Source organism: Pseudomonas sp. KBS0710 (assembly GCF_005938045.2).
Lineage (GTDB): Bacteria > Pseudomonadota > Gammaproteobacteria > Pseudomonadales > Pseudomonadaceae > Aquipseudomonas.
Window position 1 is genome coordinate 2,727,528 of record NZ_VCCF02000001.1, and the last position, 24,163, is coordinate 2,751,690.

Genomic DNA, 24,163 nt, shown 5'->3' on the forward strand with positions numbered 1-24,163 from the left:
GAATCCTGTCAAAAATCGGTGCGGAAAATCGATGAGTGTCACTCAGCCGCGCCCAACCCTGCAACCAGCACCTCCACTACCGCGCGCACCTTGGGCAGCGCGTAGCGGTTTTTGACCCAGGCCACGCTGATGCCCATGCCGACACTGGCCAAGTGCGGCAAGACTTGCACCAGCGAGCCATCCCGCAAGTGTTGCTCAACCAGCCACGACGGCAGTTGTGCGATACCACAGCCGGCCAGCGCGGCCATCTTAAGCCCGTCGCCATGACCGATCACCAGTTGCGGCTCAATGTTTATGTGCAGCGCCACGCCTTGTTCGCCAGCATGCCGCCAAGGGCTGACGCGACCATCGAGCCAGCCGTAGGCAATGCACTGATGCTGTTCAAGGTCACGCTCAGACTGCGGCATGCCGTGGCGGGCGAGATACGCAGGGGATGCGCACAGCACATGCCACTCTCGGGTGAGTAACTGTTGCCCTACCGTCTCCGGCCAGGCCGGGGCGTCGCCGATGTGTACCACGACATCCACGCCTTCCTTGAACGGATCGACAAAGCCATCGGAGAAGGAAATGTGCGGGGTCAGCAATGGATGCGTGTGCAGCCACGGCAGCAGGATCGGCAGCACCTGCGCCTGGCCAAAGGCGCCGGGCAGGTCAATGCGCACACGCCCGCGCAGTTCGGTGTTTTCAGCCTGCAGTGCCCATTCGGCTTCTTCCAGGTCGGCTAATACGCTGTTGCAGGTGCGCAGATACCCAACACCTGCATCCGTCAGCGCTAACCTGCGGGTGGTGCGCTGGAACAGGCGCGCACCCAGACGAGCCTCCAGGCGCGCAATGCTTTTACTCACGGCCGAAGCGGTCAGGTTCATTTTCTCGGCGGTTGCGGTAAAGCTGCCGTACTGCGCGACACAGACAAATACATCGATGCCCTTGAGGCGCTCTGAGGAAAACATGCACGCTCCTTATTCATGAATTGAATTCCTGTATCTCAATAAAAACCATCCTAAATCAGAACTCAGTTCAAGCGTAAGCTGCTTCCCTGCTTATAAATGCACGATGAGGCTCGAATGCTGGCCACGCTGAAACACTACCCTGCCACCCTTAACCTGCTATTGAGTGCCTCACTGATACTGACACTCGCCCGCGCAATCACCCTGCCTTACCTGGTCATTTACTTATCAGGCCACTTTGGCTTGAGCATCGCCGATATCGGCCTGGTGATCGGCAGCACACTGATCATAGGCTCACTGCTGAGCCTGTATGGCGGTTTCCTGGTGGACCGGATGAGCAGTTATCGGCTTATCCTGCTGTTCTGCGGCGTCTTCACCCTGGGCTTTCTCGGTGCGTCTATCGCGCCCGCGCTCTGGTTGTTCTACCTGTGCCTGGTGGCGGTGAATCTGGCGTATGCGGTGATCGATATCGCGGTAAAAGCCGGGTTTGGCAGCCTGCTTCCCATTGAACAGCGCAGTGAAGCGTTTTCGATCAAATACACGCTGACCAATATCGGCTATGCCGTCGGGCCGTTCCTTGGCGCGGGATTGGCCGCTGTGGATTCCAGCCTGCCGTTTCTTATCTCAGCCGGGCTTGGCGCCGGGTTCTGGTTGGCCTACTGCGTATGGGGCGATAAGTGTTTGCAGACTTTCCAAGCAAACCAGCCAGCCGTAGCGTTCCTGGCCGTGGGCACACTGCTGCTGCGCGATTACCGCCTGGTGTGCTTTACCCTCGGCGGACTGCTCAGTGCCGTGGTGTTCGGCCAGTTCACGGCCTACCTCTCGCAGTACCTGATCGTCACGACCACGCCTCAGGAGACCTATCGGATCATCAGCACGATTGTGGCCACCAATGCCCTGACGGTGATCAGCTTGCAATACAGCCTCGGCAAACGGATTTCCCCGCGTTACCTGAACCGATGGCTGGCCGCAGGGCTCAGCCTGTTTGTCGTCGGCCTGGGCGGGTTTGCGCTGTCGACCACGCTGCTGATGTGGGTGCTGTCGATGGCGATTTTCACCCTTGGCGAAATTATCGTGTTCCCGGCCGAATACATGTTCATCGACAACATCGCACCCAATCACCTGCGCGGCATGTATTACGCCGCGCAGAACCTGAGCAATGTCGGCGCTGCGTTGGGGCCGGCGTTGTGTGGGTGGGTGTTGGCGACGCAGCCGGCGTACAGCATGTTTTATATGTTGGTGGTTTTTGTTGTGGCGGGCGGGTTGATGTACTTTTTGGGCGGGCTGATTGGCAGGCCGCGTGGCAACCTGGCGTCACCGGCAGACGGTTAAGCCTGCTGCAGGGCACGGACAGCGGCCTGTGAGCGTGGTTCCTTGCAGGCTACGCAATACACTTTTGCCATCAAGCCCATTGATAGCTCCCTAACGAAACCGCCATTCTAGAGGGCTCATCTCTCGCTTATATCATTCCGAATGATAGTTACCTTTGTTTCATTCGATTCGTGACATAGCACCTCGCCGCGCATGATCCGCCCATCTCAAATACATTGGCGGATGCACCTCATGGAACAGTCACTCAAACACTTGCGCTTCCCCTTGGCGATTTTGGCCGTGGTGGTGATGAGCGCCTGCGGCAAGACCCCGGATCAAGCGGCCGCCATGCCCCCGGCGAAAATCAGTGTGGCCAAGGTGCTGGAACAACCGGTCAACGAGTGGGATGAATTCACCGGTCGCCTGGAAGCCCCGGAAACCGTGCAGATTCGTCCGCGCGTGTCCGGCCAGATTGATCAGGTGGCTTTCACCGAAGGCGCGCTGGTGAAGAAAGGCGACCTGCTGTTCCAGATCGACCCGCGTCCGTTCCAGACTGAGGTGCGCCGCCTCGAAGCCCAGCTCGCACAAACCAAAGCCGCCGCCAGCCGCAGCGATAACGAAGCGCAACGTGGCGAACGCCTGCGCCAGAGCAATGCGATCTCCGCCGAACTGGCTGACTCGCGCACCACCGCCGCCCAGGAAGCCCGCGCCGCTGTCGCCGGGATCCAGGCGCAGTTGGACCTGGCCAAGCTGAACCTGAGTTTCACCCGCGTGACCTCGCCGATCAGTGGCCGCGTCAGCCGTGCCGAAATCACCGCCGGCAACCTGGTGACCGCCGACACTACGCCACTGACCAGCGTGGTCTCCACCGACAAGGTCTACGCCTACTTCGACGCCGACGAGCGCGTGTACCTCAAGTACACCGAACTGGCGCGTGAAGGCCGCCGTGGCGCAACGACGCCTGTGTACCTGGGCCTGTCGAATGAAACCGGCAACCCGCATCTGGGCCAGATGAACTTTGTCGATAACCAGGTCAACCCGGCCACCGGCACCATTCGCGGCCGCGCCGTATTCGATAACAGCAAGGGCGAATACACCCCTGGCCTGTATGCGCGCTTGAAGCTGGTCGGCAGCGGCACTTACTCCGCCGTGTTGATTAACGACGAAGCGGTCGGCACCGACCTTGGCAAGAAGTTCGTGCTGGTGATGGACGGCGACAAGCCGGCTTATCGCTCGGTGGAACTGGGGCCGAAGATCGAAGGCCTGCGCATCGTGCGCAGCGGGTTGAACAAGGACGACACCATCGTCGTGAAGGGCCTGCAGCGCATTCGCCCGGGTTCGCCGGTTGCTCCGGAAACGATCCCGATGGCCAGCAAGGAAACCCTCGCCGCCTTGGCACAACAACGACAAGCGCTTGAAGCCAGCAACCTGGAGCAAGTGGCGCCGGATAAAGCCGCGCCCAAGCTCGCAGCCGTCGCGACTCCACGCGGTTAAGGGATACAACTCAAGATGAATTTTTCCAAGTTCTTCATTTCGCGGCCGATCTTTGCAGCGGTGCTGTCGCTGTTGATCCTGATCGCCGGTGCGATCTCGCTGTTCCAACTGCCGATCAGCGAATACCCGGAAGTGGTGCCGCCGACTGTAGTGGTACGTGCCAACTTCCCGGGCGCCAACCCTAAAGTCATCGGTGAAACCGTGGCCGCTCCCTTGGAGCAAGCCATCACCGGCGTCGAGAACATGCTGTACATGTCCTCGCAGTCGACCGCCGACGGCAAGCTGACCCTGACCATCACCTTCGCCCTGGGCACCGACCTGGACAACGCGCAGGTACAGGTACAGAACCGTGTGACCCGCACGCAGCCAAAGCTGCCTGAGGAAGTGACGCGTATCGGTATTACCGTCGACAAGGCTTCCCCCGACCTGACCATGGTTGTGCACTTGACCTCGCCGGACAAGCGTTACGACATGCTCTACCTGTCCAACTACGCCTTGCTCAACGTCAAGGATGAGTTGGCGCGTTTGGGCGGTGTGGGTGACGTGCAGTTGTTCGGCATGGGCGACTACTCCTTGCGTGTATGGCTGGACCCGAACAAAACTGCGTCGCGCAACCTGACCGCCACCGATGTGGTCAACGCGATTCGTGAGCAGAATCGTCAAGTGGCCGCCGGTGCCCTGGGTGCGCAACCTGCGCCGAATGCCACCAGCTTCCAGTTGTCGGTGAACACTCAGGGCCGCCTGGTCACTGAAGAGGAGTTCGAGAACATCGTTATTCGCTCAGGCGATAACGGTGAAATCACCCGCCTTAAAGACATTGCACGGGTGGAGCTGGGTTCCAGCCAGTACGCGCTGCGCTCGTTGCTCAACAACCAGCCGGCGGTGGCGATCCCGATCTTCCAGCGTCCGGGTTCCAACGCCATCGAGATCTCCAACGAAGTGCGCGCCAAGATGGCGGAGCTGAAAAAGAGCTTCCCGGAAGGCATGGATTTCAGCATCGTCTATGACCCTACCATCTTCGTGCGTGGCTCTATCGAGGCGGTGGTTCACACCCTGTTCGAAGCGCTGATCCTGGTGGTGCTGGTGGTGATCCTGTTCCTGCAAACCTGGCGTGCCTCGATCATTCCGTTGGTGGCGGTGCCGGTATCGTTGATCGGTACCTTTGCAGTAATGCACCTGTTTGGCTTCTCGCTTAACGCCCTGTCGCTGTTCGGCCTGGTACTGGCCATCGGTATCGTGGTGGACGACGCCATCGTGGTGGTGGAGAACGTCGAGCGAAATATCGAGTTGGGTCTCGAACCCTTCCCTGCCACCGAAAAGGCCATGAGCGAAGTGACCGGCCCGATCATCGCGACCGCGTTGGTACTGTGTGCGGTGTTCATTCCAGCGGCCTTTATCAGCGGCTTGACCGGGCAGTTCTATAAGCAGTTCGCGTTGACCATTGCCATTTCCACAGTGATCTCGGCCTTCAACTCGCTGACCTTGTCCCCTGCCCTGGCCGCCGTGTTGCTGCGCAGCCATGACGCACCGAAGGATCGCTTCTCCAAGGTGCTCGACAAGCTGTTGGGTGGCTGGTTGTTCCGTCCGTTCAACCGTTTCTTCGAGAAAGCCAGCCATGGTTATGTGGGCACCGTACGCCGGGTAATTCGCGGCAGTGGTATCGCGTTGTTCCTGTACGCCGGCCTGATGGTCCTGACCTGGCTGGGCTTTGCCCATACGCCAACCGGTTTCGTACCGGCCCAGGACAAACAATACCTGGTGGCCTTCGCGCAATTGCCGGACGCCGCGAGCCTGGACCGCACCGAAGACGTGATCAAGCGCATGTCCGACATCGCGCTGAAGCAGCCAGGCGTGGAAGCCGCCGTAGCCTTCCCGGGCCTGTCGATCAACGGTTTCACCAACAGCCCGAACAGCGGCATCGTGTTCGTGACCTTGAAGCCCTTCGATGAGCGTAAAGACCCGAGCATGTCCGCCGGCGCCATTGCCGGGGCACTGAACGGCAAATACAGCAGCATCGAGGAAGCCTACATGGCGATCTTCCCACCGCCGCCGGTACAGGGCCTGGGTACGATCGGCGGGTTCCGCCTGCAAATCGAAGACCGTGGCAACCTGGGTTACGACGAGCTGTACAAAGAAGTGCAGAACATCATCACCAAGAGCCGCACCACGCCTGAATTGTTCGGCCTGTTCACCAGCTACACGGTCAACGTGCCCCAGGTCGATGCTGCTATCGACCGTGAAAAAGCCAAGACCCACGGCGTGGCGATCAGCGACATCTTCGACACCCTGCAGATCTACCTGGGTTCGTTGTATGCCAACGACTTCAACCGCTTTGGCCGTACTTACCAGGTCAACGTGCAGGCAGACCAGCAGTTCCGCCTGGATGAAGACCAGATCGGCCAGCTGAAGGTGCGTAACAACAAGGGCGAGATGATCCCGCTGGCGACCTTTATCAAGGTCAGCGACACCTCGGGGCCGGACCGCGTGATGCACTACAACGGTTTTATCACCGCAGAAATCAACGGCAACGCCGCACCGGGCTACAGCTCCGGCCAGGCCCAGGCTGCGATTGAGAAACTGCTCAAAGATGAACTGCCCAATGGCATGACCTACGAGTGGACCGACCTGACCTATCAGCAAATCCTCTCGGGCAACACCGCGCTGTTCGTGTTCCCGCTTTGCGTACTGCTGGCGTTCCTGGTACTGGCCGCCCAATACGAAAGCTGGAGCCTGCCATTGGCGGTAATCCTGATCGTACCGATGACGCTGCTGTCGGCCATCACCGGGGTGATTATCTCCGGTGGCGACAACAACATCTTCACTCAGATCGGCCTGATTGTACTGGTGGGCCTGGCGTGTAAGAACGCGATTTTGATCGTCGAGTTTGCCAAGGATAAGCAAGCCGAGGGGCTCGATCCGCTGGCGGCAGTATTGGAAGCTTGCCGCCTGCGTCTGCGGCCGATCCTGATGACCTCGTTCGCCTTCATCATGGGTGTGGTGCCCCTGGTGTTGTCCAGCGGTGCCGGTGCCGAGATGCGTCATGCCATGGGCGTGGCGGTGTTCTCCGGGATGATCGGGGTGACCTTCTTCGGTCTGTTGCTGACGCCCGTGTTCTACGTCCTGATCCGTCGTTATGTGGAGCGCGGCGAAGCACGCAAAGCGGCCAAGGCCTTGAAGCTGGAGACACAGCAATGAGCGTGAAAGTATTTTTGCCGAGCTTGCTGGTACTGGCGCTGAGCGCCTGTGCCGTGGGCCCGGACTACAAAACCGAAAAATTGGAGGCGGCCAATATCACGGCCGCCGCCGACACCAAGAGCTATGACCACGCCAAGTACGAAGGCATCTGGTGGCAGCAGTTCGAGGACCCGACCCTCAACCAACTGGTGACCCAGTCGCTGAGCGGTAACCGCGACCTGCGTGTGGCCTTCGCCCGTCTGCGGGCGGCACGTGCCATCCGTGATGACGTGGCCACCGATATCATGCCGGTCGTCACCTCTCGCGCCAGCAGTGATGTGGGCAAAGGTCAGATCCCCGGCCAGACCACCAAGCGTGTCAACAGCGAGCGCTACGACCTGGGCCTGGACATGGCCTGGGAAGTCGACTTGTTTGGGCGTATCCGCCGCAACCTGGAGGCCAGCGACGCTGACCAACAGGTCGCCGAGGCCGACCTGTACCAACTGCAAGTCAGCATGATTGCCGAATTGGTCGACGCCTACGGCCAATTGCGCGGTGCGCAGTTGCGTGAACGTATCGCCCTGGACAACCTGAAGAACCAGCAGGAATCGCGCACCATCACCGTGAGCCTGCGTGATGCGGGTGTTGGCGATCAGCTCGATGTGGAACGCGCCGACGCACGCCTGGCGGCCGTTGAAGCCAGCGTGCCGCAACTGCAAGCCGAGCAAGTGCGCGAGCGTAACCGCATCGCCACCCTCCTCGGCCAGCGCCCCGACAAGCTGAGCGTGGACCTGAGCCCCAAAGACCTGCCGGCGATTGCCAAAGCGCTGCCAATTGGCGACCCAGGCCAGTTGCTGCAACGGCGCCCGGACATCCTCAGTGCCGAACGCAAACTGGCTGCTGCCACCGCGCGTATCGGCGTGGCCAAGGCCGACCTGTTCCCACGGGTCAGCCTCAGCGGCTTCCTCGGCTTTACTGCCGGGCGCGGTTCGCAGATTGGCTCGGCCGCCGCGAATGCCTGGTCCCTAGGCCCAAGCATCACCTGGGCCGCCTTTGACCTGGGCAGCGTGCGTGCGCGTTTGCGCGGTGCGAATGCCGAAGCCGATGGCGCGCTGGCAACCTATGAGCAGCAAGTACTGCTGGCGCTGGAAGAATCCGAAAACGCCTTCAGCGATTACGGCAAACGCCAGCAGCGCCTGGTCTCATTAATTCGTCAGAGTGAATCCAGCCGCGCTGCCGCGGACCTCGCCGCGATTCGTTATCGCGAAGGCACCGTGGACTTCCTGGTATTGCTCGACGCGCAACGTGAGCGCTTGGCGGCTGAAGACTCCCAGGCCCAGGCCGAAGTCGACCTGTATCGCGGCATTGTCGCGATCTACAAGGCCTTGGGTGGTGGCTGGCAGCCGGACACGGTCGTGGCCAGCAGCAAGTGATGTAAAGAGCTCCTTTGGTTGGTCGCATCCAGCCAATTTTTAGCCCTGCGGCTCCTTCGGTCGCAGGGCTTTTTTTTGCTGATTTAAGGTGAGACTTTACGGCTCGGTCGTGCAGGCGGGCGACAGTTGTCGAGGGGGCGGAGTATCGGGGTTAAACCAGCGAGAGATAAGCATCCCTGCTCCAAACAACAGTCGTTACGTATTAGTAACGATTCTGCCTTCAGACGTATTGGGCGGTGATTGCTGGGCAAAATCTACCGTGCCGTTAACCGTATTTATCAATCCGGTGTTTGCCACTAAGTTACTGACCTCTTTGCCCGTACGCTCGCGTGGCGATAGCCTGATTAATTTCTCGGTTTTTTTGCTACCACCCGCCAGCTTTTTGAAATGAGAGAGTCCCTTCCCTAATGATTTAGGGACGCTCCCCCCCACGCTTCTGACGCCCATTGCGGTGAGACGAAACAAGGATTTCGTCGTGCCGGCCACCGCCCCCGGTAGATTAAACATCGAGAGCACTGCTTTACCCACAACGGCTAACTTGGCAGCTATCGACCCTGCCTTTGCAACCGCGCTGACGGCACTGGCGGCCACAAACAGAGCCCCTACAATTTCCACGCCCAGCCCGATAGCGCCCACGGCAGCACGCCGGCGGTCTATTGAGGCGATTTCTTCGATATTGCCTTTGAACGGAATCAGGGTATTGATGACGAAATTGTCGATGGCATCCAAACGCTGCTGAACGGCTTCGTTGTACGTCGTGCCTGCAGCTTGCTTCAGCAGCAGCAGGGGGGCGACGAGCAATTTTTCCAGTTGCAGCGCACTAAGAACTTCAGCTGTTCGTGTCGATGAATAGGTATTGGGCAAACCCGCTGATACACCCTGACGTGTTGGCGGTGCGGGAAAGTGCGCGACGACCTCAATGTCAACCGGCAACGTCGGGGTAAGACGCCGGCGCATGATTCTCCCGAAGGAATCGGTACCGGTATTACTCATAAACGTCATGGCGTCGACCAGTTCCGGGCGTTCGGCGTAACGGTAAGTGCCGGGCAAAAGCTCATAACACTTGGCGCCCAACGCATCTCTGAGAAATAGAATAGGCCCGATTTTCTGCTGAGCCTCTTCTTGACTGAGGTCACCCTCCTGATTCGAAGCGCCATAGACCGTGACCTCTCCAAACTCCAACCTTCGCCTGTCTTCAACAGGCAATTCGCACATCAGCATTTTCGTGGCAATGACCTGATAGTTTGCCAAGTTGCTAATGCCGTTCATGAAAGGTTGATGAAAAACGGCTGTGATCGGCCTCAAGTTCACCAGTTGACTCTTTAACGCGTCAAAGGCTGTTTTATCCTGAGGATTGATAAAACTCCATTCTTTCGTGTTTATATTTTCGGCCGTCAACTCGCCTGACAAGTATAAATCCTTGATCGAAACAGGCCCCGCTGCAAGCCCTAAGGCATTGGCTTTGGGCTCATTCCGTATGACGGTGACTATTCCAGCAATAGTGTTCATTGGCCCAAGGTCAAGAACTAATGAGCTAGGGTTGAACAAAACCGTTCGTTTATTGAAAAACTCACTCTGGCCAGGACACACCCGCTCCAACTCCTGTTCACCCGCTTGCGTGCGGGTTTTAAGTAATGAGTTGGCGTTAGCAAGGCTGTCGGCCATTAGCACACTTTCGTTCACGCGCCCATTGTAAGCAATTAACGCGGCATTCAGCGCCGTGGGTGAGTAATCATCCTCATCGACCATACAACCTTGGGCCACGGCCCAATCGTATATCGGCCCGGCACTGTGCATTGCTTCCAATTGTTCGTGCTCAGGCGAAATCGGCTTCAGTAAGGCACGAGAGCCAAGTTGTTCTGCACTCATCAGGCGCGAACTGCCTTGAGATGCCATTTCCACCAGTGCCGTTTGAACGCGCAGGCTGACAAGTGGCAACGTCCCCACACGTACCGTGTCGGCGCCTTTCACCAGAAACTCGGGAGCGACGGTCGACAACAACGCATGCGTGACCAGTATGGCTTGCTCCCGGGGCAGTTTTTTTTCTCTGGCGAGGTGTCGTTCAAGCTCAGTACGCACCTCGAACAGGGTTTTCCCTGCGTTCGATGCAGAGTACAGATTGTAGCCGCCAATATGATTACGCTGCGTACCCAGTATGGGATCAATGACCAGTAGATCGCGCGTCAGGATCAGCTGTTTGCGATAGCTCGGCGAAGATTTTCCGGGCGCCTCTGAAGGATCGTCTTTGAGTGCGGCAAGAATAGGCGCACAGCGCTTCAGTCCTTCGCCCTGAGTCAATGCCTGGCTGATGAGTTCGTCGGCATTCTGGCGGATGTATTCCGGGCTCCGGCCTGCCCAGGGTTTCGGTGAACAATCAAGCAGTGTCAACGGTGGCGGTATGCTGGTGCCGGGTGCTGACCGGCGGACCCTGATACGTTGCTCCTCGGTCAGGCAGTCAAGAGATTGCTTGTCTTCCAAAAAATTGCGGCCATAGCTGCCCAGTTCGGGTTCTGGTGGTAGCGGGTTAAGTTTCCAGTTCAAAATGTTGCGCAAAACGCCGGCAGTATTGACAGCCGGTAACTCGCTCGACGTTGCAAACCGAAGCAATTGCCATAGATCGCCGACCGATTGTGATCTGATTATGTTTCCGGTTGCTTCCGATTGCTGAGTGGCACAGTCGAGCAGTTGCGCAAGCGCTGGATGGGCCAAAACTTGGTCCGTCACGTCATGCCAAGGTCTGGATTTGCCGTTGGCGCATAGCATAAGCTGCCCATACTGCAGCCGAACCTGGGCATTCACACCTAGGTTTTTCGCGCTCAAGATGGGCGCCATCAGGGGATCACGCATCAGGCGCTTCAATATTTTGAGCCCCGAGCGATTGGCAATATCAAGTGACGACCCCGGTGCAATGTCCTGGGCAATCGCTCTGAGGTCGATGTCCTCGTCGTCCGGCTTGTCCTTGAGCTTACTGAGCAGATTCTTTATCAACGCGCTTTCGTTTTCTACATCTAAGAACTCGCGCTCTGCCAGCTTGCGCATTTCAGGTGAGCGCAGGGGGTCATCCTCTACACGAATTACCGGAAAACCGTTGGCTTTGAGCGCTTCTTCATCACTTTTGTTGATCGGCCAGCGAACGCCGTAGAACCCCGCGATCTCAGCGGGCAAACTCGCGGGTTCGGGCCAGCTCAGGTGCTTCCCTCGTGGACCAAGCATGGCAGCACTGGCTATCACCTGCCGTGCGATCGGCCACCAACCGCTGCCATCAGAAGGGGTAAACGTAGTGATTTTGCCGGTGTCTTGCGCTTGTACAGTCAGGGTGGTCCCCACTATGGTGAACGTATGCATATGCATCCATAAATTTTGCGCGCTTAGCCACGCCTGCATAGCCGGCGAGTTCCACGCTTTATCAAAATGGCCCTTCCACTTACCAAACGACGTCTCTGGCGACACACTTTGAAAGCTCCAATCGCCTTGGTGATGATCTGCCAGCATGGTGGCCAGTTCAGTGTCAGCTTCAGCGGTTGTTTTAACGACAACAACCGGCTTATCCGATTGAGAGGTTGACGTCGCCAGGTTCAGCTCACCGGGTGGCGGATTGGATGAGTGCAGGCGCGGACTGTTGCCTGAATCGACACGGGATAAGTTCATTAAAAGTACTCCAGAGAAAGGAGCCTAATAATCTGAAAATTGCTCATTGCAAAAAGATAGGCTTAGTCCGAAGCCGAGTAGAGCAAGTGTATGTACGCATTTCCTCCTGCGGGTCATCGCATGAGCCTGCGTCACAACGGCGGCAACGCGTCACTCAGGATCAAGCTGCGGTAGTGCCCCGGGTTTGAGCCGGACCATTTGCGAAAGGCTTTGTAGAACGAGCTGACATCAGCAAATCCAAGGCGCACAGCAATTTCAACAAAACTGATCTCGGCCTCGGCGAGCCAGACAATCGCCAGCTCCTTGCGCACGCTATCCTTGAGCCCTTGATAAGTCTGGCCTTCATCCGCCAGCCGGCGACGCAGGGTCGACGCCGAAATACACAGGTTGGCGGCCAAACCTTCGGTTTCCGGCCAGGTATTGGCAGGCATATGGCGCAGATCATTTTTGATCCGAGTAGCCAGGCTCGCCGGGTCGCGGTACTTGACCAGTATGTTGGCCGGTGCCTGCGCCAGAAACCGCTTGAGTTCTTCCGGGCTGCGTTTGATTGGCAGGTCCAGGCAGTCGGCAGCAAAGATCATGCGCGTGCGCGGCCGGTCGAAGCGCAGGTTGTCGGAGAACATCACGCGATAGTCGTCACAGAAATCCGGCTGCGGGCAGCGCAACTCAATGGCGAGGATCGGGATACGCCGACCTGCCAGCCAACAGGCGACGCCGTGGACGATCATCCAATAGGTGAAATAGGTAAACGCGCGTTTAGGTTCGGGTTCGAGCAGGACAATTTCTGCCAGGCTCTGTTGGCGCACCAGTTGTGCAGGCATCTGCTCGAGCATCAACGACAAAAACCCCAGGCCAGTTTGCAGGCTGGCGTCCAGGCTCGGTTGTGCCATCGCGGCGCGGCACAGGAACGCCAGGCTACCGGACTTGAGTTTGCGCGAGTCCATGCCAAAAAACTCGTCGTCCATGCGCCGCGCCAGCAAGCGCCACAGGCGTGCGTAGGCCGTGGCGGGCACGCGGGCGTCGGGCTGCTCGATCAACGCCGGGGCTATCCCGACCTTGCTCAAGGCTTCAACCGTGGCCGCGCCGGGCGCGCAGCTTTGCAGCAGGGCTTCGCGCACAAGATGGATGGAGATGGTGTCTTTTTCCGCCATGGGAATGGGCTATTCAATGCTGCAAAAGATGGGGTGCATCATAAAGGCGGTTGCGATTCGCCACCACCGTTCAGCCGCAGTTCAGCAAAGGTCCATATTGGCTGTTTAGTAATGAGTATCATTATGTTACAAATTAGCATCCTATCCAGCCTTGATGCGGTGCCGAATGCTCGTTCCTTTTCTAATCATGCTGCGCGAAGGCATTGAAGCCGCATTGATCGTTGGCATTATCGCCAGTTACCTGCAACAGACCGGCCGTGGCCAGTGGATGCCCGCCGTGTGGATCGGCGTGTTCCTGGCCGCCGCGTTGGCCCTGCTGGTAGGCGGTGGCCTGGAACTGGTCAGTGCGGAGTTCCCGCAGAAACAACAGGAACTGTTTGAAGGTATCGTCGGCCTGGTAGCCGTGGGCATCCTCAGCTCCATGGTGTTCTGGATGCGCAAGGTGGCGCGCTCCATCAAGCATTCCCTGCACGAATCCCTGGACCATGCACTGGCCGGCTCCAAGCATCAAGTTATCGCGTTGATCGCCATGGTGTTCTTTGCCGTGGCCCGTGAAGGCCTGGAAACCGTGTTCTTCCTGCTTGCGGTGTTCCAGCAGAGCGAAGGCCCGGGCGCACCGATTGGCGCCCTGCTCGGCTTGATCCTGGCGATTATCGTCGGCTTCCTGATCTACACCGGCAGCATGCGCCTGAACCTCGGCGCGTTCTTCCGCTGGACCGGCCTGTTTATCCTGGTGGTGGCCGCCGGCATTCTTGCCAACTCGGTACAGGCCCTGCATGAAGCCGGAGTGTGGAACCACCTGCAAACCGTGCTGTTCGACTTCAGCGCCGTGTTGCCGATGGACAGTCCGCTGGGTTCGGTGCTCGCCGGGATGTTTGGCTACCAGGAAGCGCCGACCGTGAGCACCCTGGGTGCCTATCTGATTTACCTGGCGGTGGCGCTGGTGATGTTCTTCCTGCCCTCGCCGCCCGCCAAGCCTGTCGCCAAACCTTCTTCCGTTTCCAGCCATTAAGGACCGTCTCTTGTCCAACCAGAATCCTCAACCGGCACCGCCGTCGCGCGCCCTGCGCTGGGCAGTGGCCGGCTCGGTGGTGGTGATGATCGCCGCCGGTGCGCTGTTTTATTACGCCTCGCAATTGGCTGCCGCCAAGCGCCAGACCAACCACAATGAAATCGCGGTGACGATTCATGCTCACGCCTGCGAGCCGAATGAAATTAGCGTGCCCGCCGGGCGCGCGAGTTTTCGCATCATCAACCGCTCCGACCGCGCGGTGGAATGGGAAATCCTCGACGGCGTGCTGGTGATTGAAGAGCGCGAAAATATCGCGCCGGGCTTGAGCCAGGTGATCAACGCCAACCTGCTGCCCGGCGACTATGCGATCACCTGCGGCTTGCTGAGCAACCCGCGCGGCACGCTGCATGTCACGCCCACCGCTGAGTCCGATGCCCAGGCCAAAGCCAAACCGTCGATGGTGGCCTTTATCGGCCCGCTGTCGGAGTTCCGTGTGTACCTGAGCGGCCAGGGCAGTGCGCTGGTCAAGGCCGTTACCGCGCTGCAGCAAGCCATTGCAGCCGGTGACCTGGCCCAGGCGCAGGCGCTGTATGTACCGGCCCGTGAGACGTATCAGCGCCTCGCTCCCGCGGCGCAACGTCTGGCCGAGCTGGACAACGCGATCAATGCCCGCGCCGATTACTTCGAAAAGCGCGAGCAAGACCCGGCGTTCAGTGGCTTCCACCGCCTCGAATACAGCCTGTTCCAGCAGCGCAGCCTGGAGGGCCTAAGCCCTGTCGCCGAGCGCCTGGTCACTGACGTCACCAGCCTCAAGCAACAGCTGCTTGCGCAGTCGCTGCCGCCGGAACAACTGGTCAACATTGTGGTGCGCAACCTCAACAGCCTGGCGGATGTGCGGGCCGCCAGCGGTGAAGAGGAGCGCTACAGCCATATCGACTTGAACGGCTTTGCCGCCAACCTGGAGGCTGCCCGCAAGGTGGTCGACCTGATGCGTCCGTTGCTGAGCAAATCGCCGGCGGACCTGCTGCCGAAAATCGACAGCGCGCTCGATGCCTTCGATGCCCAACTCAACAGTTTCAAAGTCGACGGCCAGTACAGCCGCTACGACAGTGTCACGGCCGATCAGCGCAAGCAGATCGCCGACAAGGCCAAGGCTCTGGCCGTTGCACTCGATGGAATCGACCCCGCCCTTGGCCTTTCCGGCCTGCAGTGAAGACGACCTAACAGATGAGTGATTCAGAACAGTTTTCCGCGCAACGTCGCCGTGTCCTGCTGGGCATGGCTGCCACCGGTGCGGCGATTGCCGGCAGCACCCTGACCTGCCCGGCCATGGCCGCTGCAGCCGAGCAAGTCACCACCGCACCGCGCAGCGACAAGACCCAGGACCACCACGACTTTTTTGGCCAGCACCAGACCGGCATCGTCACCCCGCGCCCGGCCTGCGGCATGCTCGTCGCATTCGACGTGCTGGCCAGCGATCGCGAAGACCTGGAGCGCCTGTTCCGCACCTTGAATGAGCGCATCGCGTTCCTGATGACTGGCGGCACCGTGCCGCAAGTCGACCCGAAACTGCCGCCCACCGACTCAGGGATCCTCGGCCCGGTAGTCACCCCGGATAACCTGACCATCACCGTCTCGGTCGGCGAGTCGTTGTTTGATGAACGCTTCGGTCTGGCGGCAGCCAAACCCAAGCGCCTGAGCCGCATGGTCGGCTTCCCCAACGACGCGCTGGAACCCGCCCAGTGTCACGGCGACCTGAGCCTGCAGTTCAGCTCGAACACCCCGGACACCAATATCCACGCCCTGCGCGACATCGTAAAGAACCTGCCCGACCTGCTGCTGGTGCGCTGGAAACAGGAAGGCAGCGTACCGCCCCAGGCACCGGCCAAACCCGGCGAGCCGGCGCAGAGCGCACGTAACTTCCTGGGCTTTCGTGACGGCTCGGCCAACCCGAATTCCAATGACGCCAAGGCCATGGACCAGATCGTCTGGGTACAACCCGGCAGCGACGAGCCGGCGTGGGCCGCCAACGGCAGCTACCAGGCCGTGCGCATCATCCGCAACTTCGTCGAGCGCTGGGACCGTACGCCGTTGCAGGAACAGGAAAGCATCATCGGCCGTATCAAACCGACCGGCGCGCCCATGGATGGCGACAAAGAAACCCAGGTGCCCGACTACAGCAAGGACCCGGAAGGCAAGTTGACCAAGCTCGATGCCCACATCCGCCTGGCCAACCCGCGTACCCCGCAGACTCAGGCGAACCTGATCCTGCGTCGGCCGTTCAACTACTCCAACGGCGTCAACAAAAACGGTCAGCTGGACATGGGGCTGTTGTTCATCTGCTACCAGGCTGACCTGGAGAAAGGCTTCATCAGTGTGCAAACCCGGCTCAACGGCGAGCCTCTGGAGGAATACCTCAAGCCGGTTGGCGGCGGGTACTTCTTCACCTTGCCGGGGGTGACGGGGCCCAAGGACTTCCTTGGCCGCACGCTGCTCGCTGCAACGCACTCACAAACCACTGCCAACACCTAAAACAAACCAGAGCGGAAAACGTCCCATGAAGAAGTCGACTATCGCGTTGTCGTTGCTAATGACCCTTTCACCGCTGGCAGCCTTCGCCGCCACCGCGCCCCTGGACCTGGTAGGCCCGGTGTCGGACTACAAGATCTACGTCACCGAAGAAATCGGCGAGCTGGTCACCCAGACCAAGGCATTTACCGACGCCATCAACAAGGGCGACCTGGCCACCGCGCAGAAGCTCTACGCACCGACCCGCGTGCACTATGAGTCGATCGAACCGATCGCCGAGCTGTTCAGCGACCTCGACGCCTCGATCGACTCGCGTGTCGACGACCATGAGAAAGGCGTAACCGCAGAAGACTTCACCGGCTTCCACCGCATCGAGTACGTGCTGTTCTCCGAGAAGACCACCAAGGGTCTGGAAACGCTGACCGCCAAGCTCAACACCGACGTCAATGACCTCAAAACCCGCGTGGACGGCCTGACCTTCCCGCCGGAAAAAGTCGTCGGCGGCGCAGCAGCACTGTTGGAAGAAGTGGCTGCCACCAAGATCTCCGGTGAAGAAGACCGTTACAGCCACACTGACCTGTATGACTTCCAGGGCAACATCGACGGCGCGAAGAAAATCGTCGACCTGTTCCGTGGCCAGATCGAGAAGCAGGACAAAGTCTTCCTGGCCAAGGTCGACAAGAACTTTGCCACCGTGGACAAGATCCTGGCCAAGTACAAAACCAAGGATGGCGGCTATGAAACCTACGACAAGGTCAAGGAAACCGACCGTAAGGCCCTGGTGGGCCCGGTCAACACCTTGGCTGAGGACCTGTCGATGCTGCGCGGCAAGTTGGGCCTGAACTAAACCAACCCCGGCCATGCACTCAAACAGAGTGCATGGCCGGGACCAGCAGACACATCAATCACAGTTACGTCGGGCTCACACTCCCGGATGGCAAGATCGTCTCTTTAAAGTCTGGCAGTGGCGTACCGTCCGCTTTGCCCGTCTTGGGGTTAAGCGCATACCAGATACCGTTCATTTTAGCCGCCACTACATCGATCCCCTGACTGGTTCCGGGCACGCCTACTGTCGTGAATTTTGGCTTGGGATCCAATCCCCCAGCTAACCAATAAGCCCTCAACTTCTCCTCAATGGTAAGGAGGTGAGGCGCGGCAGCCCTACCCAACCTCGACGTATTTTGGGCTAAATCCGATAGCTTGAGCAGCCCCTTGAGCCCAGCCTTAAACAGTTGGTCATAACCGTCTGCTGGATTCATGATCGCACTGCCTGTTAACGCCGCCTCCCTGATGAAGTTAAACGCCCTGTCGCTAAAACTCGCCACAGGCTTTGCCCATGCAGTTTTGGGAGCAAGGGGCACGACTTTACTTCCTAACCTACGGACGACGCCGCTTACCGGGTTAGGCAAAAGTGCCTTGCCGGCGCGCAATAGCGATCGGAGCTGACCGCCTGCGCCAAGGAGCACCCCGCCAATGTCCACCGACAGGGCCACCATTCCCGCGCCAACATTCCCGTTAGAGAACTCCTGATAAGCACCCAGGAATGGCACAAGCCCCTTCAATATTGCCTTGTCACGTGCGAGGTCTTTTCGTTTTTCCTCCAAGGGCAATGTGCCCTGGGCCCTTTGCAGCAGGGCCTCATCGCTTTCATATAAATTGTGCTCTGCAATAAGCGTCACTATGCTTTCGGTCTTCGCCGAGGCAAACGTGTTAGTCAGGCCAGTGTTCGGCCCGCTGCTGCCCGTTGCCGTGGTACCGCCAATCGGCTCGCCGATGCGTTCAATGATAACTTTTGAGGAGGCATCCGGCCTTGGCGGAGTGCCATTCTTGTAGGCGTCCAAGTCCAACTTGACGCTGAACCCACCCGAAGCAAATCTCTGGTAACGGTTATTCCAATAGTCGGTATTGGGTCTGCCAGTAAGGACGTCGCCCAATTTCAGCTGTTTCGGAAGATCTGTGCGTTTGATGATTTTTCCATTCGCAAACACTTCGAAATAACACACCTGCGTGCCCAGCTCGACCCTCATCAAGGTGCCTTGCCGCCCTCTGGCCGCCTGCACATCGGCGCTGGTCTGATCGACCGGAGCCAACCCGGTCTCCCCGCGCACGCTGAACAAACTGACGACGCTCTCAGGATTGTTCAAAAGCTCACGATCAGCCAGTGGAAGGTTCGCAAACATGAGCTTGAGCTGGGTGGCGTAGGCTTTCTTCAGCGTAGCGGTGTGCGCTTCGACCGCTTTTTTCAGCTCAGTCTCCATATCGGGCAGTTGACGAATCCGCTCATCGAGTTCTGCGCGCTTATCGGCGGGTGCCTCTACTTCCAGGTTTCTTTGATAGGGACTAGTTCGGGGGCGTATCAGGTTTTGCGGCATATCGCTCCTGAGTACCCACTTGCCAGGCGTCAGATCGCCCGTCATATAGGTTTGTATCAGCGAACGTGTACGCGGCTCGGAAATAGAAACATTGCGTCGAGCATTGGGGTCGGCAAACAATACAGTCATGCCTTCCAGCTGGGCGCGTGTGGTTCCTGGAAACACCTTGAGCAATTCCCTGATCGCCAGGGCCTCCCGTGACGGTATCTCGGACACGGCATTCAATGCGTCGCTAATCTCTTTACGCTGTTTGAAGAACGCTTCGCTGGCGATCCTGACCGACTCAGCGTTATGTTCGCCTTCCTCTGCATCGGGAAGAACACCGTTGAGTACCGCCCAATCGAGTAAGAACTTGACGGACCCAAGCTGCATCAAGCTTGCCTGCCCTTCACTGGTGGGGGCCAGTGTAGTCAGATCGCTGATCTGCTCTTCGTTCATCATTTGACTTGTGCCCGGCGCCTTTAGGTTCGCCATCTCACACCCTAGGCGCAGCTCCATCCAGGCCGGCGTGCCGATCAGTATTTCTTCAGGCACTTCCTTTACCAGAAACTCGGGCGCCGCCTCTGCAAGAAGAATCTGGGCCGTCAGCACCGCGAGCTTAGGCTCAAGCCCCCGATTAGCAACCAAGTGATTCACCAGGTCCCCACGGACAGCGTTGAAGGTACGCCCCATGTTGGAGTGTTGGTAAAGGCTATAGCCTGCCACGTAGCCTGGTTTTGCAGGTTCACCCTGCTCTGCATACAAGGTAAGCGCGGCGGTGACAAGCTGTTGGCTAACCACCTTGGGCGCTGGCGAATCTTTCCATTTCAGTTTTTGCGCCAGTTGTTGACCATACTCAAGAGCTTCGGTGCTGTTTAGGTATTTTTCCAGGTGCTCTGCCGGGTTTTGCTCCAGCGCTTCTTGCGTTGCATTTTCGAGGTATTCAGAACGTTCAGGTCGTGCGCCAGCCCAGCGCTTGTCGGCCTCAGCCTTGAGGGTGACTTTATCGCCGGAGGTCAATTTACCGGGGACCCACGGTTCTTCAAGCAGGCCGGCGTAATTTCCCAGGGCGGGCGCGGGTGGCAAGGTAGTGCGCAGCCATCGCACCACGTTGCGCGTCTCGCCAACAGTGCGTGGCGAACCCAGCCCTTTATAATCCAGGAGCTGGCGGACGTCGTAAGTAGGCACCGAATACAAGGCGTTTCCCCGCTCCTGGCTCAGCGTGATCAGCTGGCCAAGTTCAACGTTCAGACTTGCAACTTCGGCAACATGTTTCGTGAGGTCCAGCCAGTTCCCCTCCGGCGTCTGGTGCTCGAATTTACCCTCGGACACCCGGAAAGGCCTCCCAGGCCAGAACGAGCCGGTTTTTTCCAATACCGTAGTCAGCGCAGGCGACTCGGTAAACCGCCGGAGTTTTTCTCGATCCGCATCATCGCCTACGACCAGCGGTGAACTGACTGACGGTTGCACCTGATGCCCTGACCAGTCCATGGCCGTATCCTCAGGCAGGTCCTGGACCTGACTCTCCAGATAGTTGGCGAGGTAGGCGCGTTCATCCAAGTCACCGATATTTTGTCGCAGTGTTTCCAAACCGCTGGTGATTCGCTGATACTTTTCGGCGGGCATCGTCAGCCCGGTGCTCTCCAGCTGCGCTATCAACCGTCTTCGGTCTTCGACAGAGGTCGGCTTCGGCAACCCATAAGCCTGCAAAACCACCGACGTATCCATCCATAACTCTCCCTCTGACAGGTATTGCATACCCTTATCCTCAGGGTCCAGCAAATCCATGATCATGCGCAACTTGGCGCTCACCTGCCACCACCCGGAATCATCAGCAGTGGTGAAGGTCACTTTCTCACGCACACCGTTACGGTAAGCAGTGCCGGTGATGCTGTCCTTGTGCAGCACCAACCCATCTGTTTGCAACCCTTTGCTTTTGATCCACGCCTGTAGCTCCGGCTGGGCCAGGATCTCTTGATAAGCGTCATAAGCAAGCGACAAGGACGTTCCCTGCGGAGCTATTAAAAAGGCGTAGCCCGATTTCACCCCCCCGACCAAGACTTTACCGAGCACGGTATCGGCAGACGCACGGTCCAAGTTCTCCGGCCAAGAAGAAGAGAGGGTCCAACGAGCAGGCGACGGCGGCAGGTTGTTGGTCAGCGCGCCAATGGCCGCGGTGACTTGCGCAAGCGTGCCAGGGTTCCCCAGGCCGTAAAACGCCAGGAGCTGACGCGCATCGTACATAGGCTGTGAGTACAGCGTGTTCCCGACTGATCGACTCTGCTCTACGAGTTGCTTGAATTGGGAATCGAGGGCTCTGATCGCAAGTTTTTCCTCAGGGCTGCCACCTACTCCGACTTTGCTGATTTCATCCTCTAGATAAACCCCTATAGAAAGCCACTGATTATCGGCCTTGCGTATCTCAAGGACCCCGTCATACATCCTGTAGATTTGATCTGCGTCGCCATAGCCAAGCTTTTCAATGAAGGCCTTGAACACCGGCGTCGCCAACGATTCGGCAAAGCGCTCACGTAATACCTGGCTTCTTTGTGCCAATGTCGATTCTGGCGGTACCGTGGCAAGTTGGTCACCCAGGTTCAGGGTTTCATTCTCTGGCGCGTTATCAATCAAATTTTGCAGTTGAGACGACAGGCTAGACCGGGTATCAATGTCACTGATTTTCTGCTGGAGTTGTCCAAACTGCTGCCGCCAAGAAAAGTATTTTTCATCGGTCAGCACCGGCCAGCCTGTCGTATGAAGCAATTGGCCTAGCAGCGATTGTTCGCTTTCCTCACGAGGGGGGCGCACACCGTAAAAATTAAACACCACGTCTACATCATGGAATCGCTGAGTGACTTTGTCGGGCAGCAACACCCCGCGAGACTGAGGTGACAGCCTGTTCGCCGCCTCTGTCAATTTAGCCCCGACCTCGTTCCAACCTGACGTGTCGATACCGGTGAATTTTTGCGTGACCTTTTTACCGTTAACCAACACCGTGCCTTCTACCCCATCACTGAAAACACGTACTGTCGATACATCCAAACCTTTGGCCTCGAACCACGCCTGCACCTGTGGTTCCCGAGCAGCATTGATAAATGCATCAATGAAAGGCTTGATAGAAGCATTTTGCGGAACCGGATCCTCTTTAGTCTCGCCAGTGATCAGCCCGAGGGTAAGTATTTTTTGCAGTTCTACATCAGCTTTCCTGGCATCTGCAGTCTGTGGAAAAGCTAGGTTGATAAGCCCGACTTCGGTCGGGGGCCTGGACTTATTCGACGAGTTTTCGCGTTTGTGGCGAACCGGTGCTTGCTCAAACCTGGCTTGAGTCAACTGCCCTTCAAGTCGGCGCGGGAATGGTGCATCGGATGGATGCTGGGTTTCGCCGGAACTGTCTTGGGACAGTGGCGCAATCGGGGTACGAGGTTCAGATTCAGCTGCGTGCTTTGTTGGAACATGTGAAGGCGTGGACGTGGGAAGCAAATTGCATGTCGACATTTCAAGCTCTCTGTACGTTTGACCGCAAGAGTTCTTTTCCTTAAGAACCATCTCCTACATCCTACGAGTAGACCCGAAGTCAAGGTGTAGGAGTGTTCCCAGGGCATCGATGAATGTTGCTCAAAGTACAATATTTGCGGTGGTGGCGGACGCCTACCCCCTACAAGATGCGGTAAAGCAACCGCTCGATCCGCACCCGGCTGACCCTTCGCAGGAACTTGCTTACCCCTGGCGGGTAATCCACCAGCGTTTGCAATTGCTGATACCGCTCGATGCGCGTGGTGTGCTGAAAGATCTGCGCCAACTCAGTACGCCGTGGTGCCAGCCATTGGCCTTGGGGGTCATCGATCAACAGGGCGTTTTCCAGATCCAGACGGAACGCCCGTGGGTTGAGGTTGTTACCGGTCAGCAAGGTGTAACGCTGGTCGACCCACATACCCTTAAGGTGATAGGTATTGTCACCGTCACGCCACAGATGCAGGTTCAACTGGCCGCTGTCGATCATCGGCTGATGGCGTTTGGCGAAGCGGCGCAGGCTGATTTCATACAGGTAAGGCAACGCCGAGATCACCTTGAATGGCTCGCTTGGCGGGATGTAGAAATCGTTGGCGGTCTTGTCGCCGACGATGATGTCGACCTTCACCCCGCGCGCCAGGGCACGGTTTATTTCGCGAGTCACCGGCAGCGGCAGGTTGAAATACGGCGTGCAGATGGTCAGCTGATGCTGGGCACTGGCGATGAGTTCGAGGATCACCCGGTTCAACGGGTTGTTCTTGCCCACCCCCAGCAACGGGCTTACTGACAAGTGCCCATTGGGCAGCAAACCTGTAGTGGTGTCGTAGGTCGCGTGCTTCAAGCGGCTGCGCAAGTCACCGATGTCATTGCGCAGGCTGCGGGTGGTCGGCAGGTTCGGCAAGTCCAGGCGATGCACGGCCTTGGACGCGACCAGGCCGTGTTCCACCAGGTGTTGCATCGAGTCAGCCAAGGGCTTGCTGTGGATCAGGTGATAGCGATCAAAGCGGTATTTGTCGAACTTGTGCAGGTACACATTGTTCAGGCTGGCGCCGCTGTACAGCACGCTGTCATCGATCACGAAGCCCTTGAGGTGCAACACGCCGAACAGTTCACGGGTTTGCACCGGCACGCCGTACACCGGCACTTCGCTGGCGTGGGAGTGGGTCATGGCCTGGTACCAGGCACTGTTGCCCGGCTGCTTGCCGGCGCCGATCAGGCCGCGCTGGGCGCGCAACCAGTCAACCACCACCACGATATCCAACTCCGGCCGTGCCGCCTTGGCGGCGTGCAAGGCGGCGTAGATTTCCTGCCCCGCTTCGTCCTGCTGCAAGTACAGCGCAACGATGTAGATGCGCTGTGTGGCCTGGGCGATTTTTTCCAGCAGGCACTGGCGGTACGCAGCGGCACCTGACAGCACGTCGATGGCATCGGGAGACAGCGGGAAACCACGCAGTTTGGGCAACAGGGAGCGTTTGAAGAACGACGGCATAAGGCTCGCAATGGGTCGAATCCGAAGAGGCACAGAGCTTACACCATGGGGCTGCTCAGGTCTCGTCGCGGTAGATGGAAAAAATTTAATTGACCAAGAAGAACGATCGTTCTA

General features: G+C 58.3%; 13 protein-coding genes. 8 read left to right on the top strand and 5 right to left on the bottom strand.

Going from position 1 to position 24,163, the window contains the following annotated elements; all coding sequences use genetic code 11:
• Positions 1–38: 38 nt before the first annotated feature.
• A complete protein-coding gene (locus tag FFI16_RS12470; RefSeq protein ID WP_138817579.1) occupies positions 39–950 on the bottom strand; it encodes a LysR family transcriptional regulator in 912 nt (303 codons plus the stop codon).
• 114 nt (positions 951–1,064) lie between these two features.
• Here FFI16_RS12470 and FFI16_RS12475 point away from each other — a divergent pair, with 114 nt between their 5' ends.
• The 4 genes from FFI16_RS12475 (at position 1,065) to FFI16_RS12490 (ending at position 8,359) form a co-directional block, all read left to right on the top strand.
• Entirely contained in the window at positions 1,065–2,279 is a 1,215-nt protein-coding gene (locus FFI16_RS12475; RefSeq protein ID WP_138817578.1) for an MFS transporter, read from the top strand.
• 231 nt (positions 2,280–2,510) lie between these two features.
• Entirely contained in the window at positions 2,511–3,752 is a 1,242-nt protein-coding gene (gene mexE / locus FFI16_RS12480; protein ID WP_138817577.1) for a multidrug efflux RND transporter periplasmic adaptor subunit MexE, read from the top strand.
• Positions 3,753–3,767: 15 nt separating this feature from the next.
• Positions 3,768–6,947, top strand: coding sequence for an efflux RND transporter permease subunit (locus FFI16_RS12485; protein ID WP_138817576.1), 3,180 nt, complete (start codon positions 3,768–3,770; stop codon positions 6,945–6,947).
• Complete coding sequence (locus FFI16_RS12490) at positions 6,944–8,359, top strand: efflux transporter outer membrane subunit (protein ID WP_138817575.1); 1,416 nt, start codon at positions 6,944–6,946, stop codon at positions 8,357–8,359. The genes FFI16_RS12485 and FFI16_RS12490 overlap by 4 nt, the downstream gene beginning before the upstream one ends.
• Before the next feature lie 195 nt (positions 8,360–8,554).
• On the opposite strand, the gene FFI16_RS12495 is transcribed toward FFI16_RS12490, so the two are convergent.
• The gene (locus FFI16_RS12495; RefSeq protein WP_138817574.1) at positions 8,555–12,007 is read right to left on the bottom strand and encodes a hypothetical protein; all 3,453 of its coding nucleotides are present in this window, start codon (positions 12,005–12,007) and stop codon (positions 8,555–8,557) included.
• A 131-nt stretch (positions 12,008–12,138) separates the two neighbouring features.
• Entirely contained in the window at positions 12,139–13,158 is a 1,020-nt protein-coding gene (locus FFI16_RS12500) for an AraC family transcriptional regulator (RefSeq protein ID WP_138817573.1), read from the bottom strand.
• 166 nt (positions 13,159–13,324) lie between these two features.
• Between FFI16_RS12500 and efeU the strand changes: the two genes are divergently transcribed.
• From efeU to efeO (FFI16_RS12520), 4 genes are read left to right on the top strand one after another with little or no spacing between them, the layout of a single operon-like run.
• On the top strand, positions 13,325–14,170 hold the full coding sequence (gene efeU / locus FFI16_RS12505) for an iron uptake transporter permease EfeU (RefSeq protein WP_138817572.1): 846 nt from the start codon (positions 13,325–13,327) through the stop codon (positions 14,168–14,170).
• A 10-nt stretch (positions 14,171–14,180) separates the two neighbouring features.
• Positions 14,181–15,383 carry an iron uptake system protein EfeO gene (efeO, locus tag FFI16_RS12510; protein ID WP_138817571.1) on the top strand — a complete coding sequence of 401 codons (1,203 nt, stop codon included), beginning with the start codon at positions 14,181–14,183 and terminating at the stop codon, positions 15,381–15,383.
• Between the two features lie 14 nt (positions 15,384–15,397).
• The gene (efeB, locus tag FFI16_RS12515) at positions 15,398–16,702 is read left to right on the top strand and encodes an iron uptake transporter deferrochelatase/peroxidase subunit (RefSeq protein WP_138817570.1); all 1,305 of its coding nucleotides are present in this window, start codon (positions 15,398–15,400) and stop codon (positions 16,700–16,702) included.
• A 25-nt stretch (positions 16,703–16,727) separates the two neighbouring features.
• Positions 16,728–17,546, top strand: coding sequence for an iron uptake system protein EfeO (gene efeO, locus FFI16_RS12520; RefSeq protein WP_138817569.1), 819 nt, complete (start codon positions 16,728–16,730; stop codon positions 17,544–17,546).
• Positions 17,547–17,610: 64 nt separating this feature from the next.
• Here the strand turns inward: efeO (FFI16_RS12520) and FFI16_RS12525 are convergent, their stop codons facing one another.
• Entirely contained in the window at positions 17,611–22,596 is a 4,986-nt protein-coding gene (locus FFI16_RS12525) for a hypothetical protein (protein ID WP_138817568.1), read from the bottom strand.
• Positions 22,597–22,705: 109 nt separating this feature from the next.
• Positions 22,706–24,049 (bottom strand): CDP-diacylglycerol--serine O-phosphatidyltransferase, encoded by a 1,344-nt coding sequence (gene pssA / locus FFI16_RS12530; protein WP_138817567.1) that lies wholly within the window; start codon positions 24,047–24,049, stop codon positions 22,706–22,708.
• Positions 24,050–24,163 lie beyond the last annotated feature (114 nt).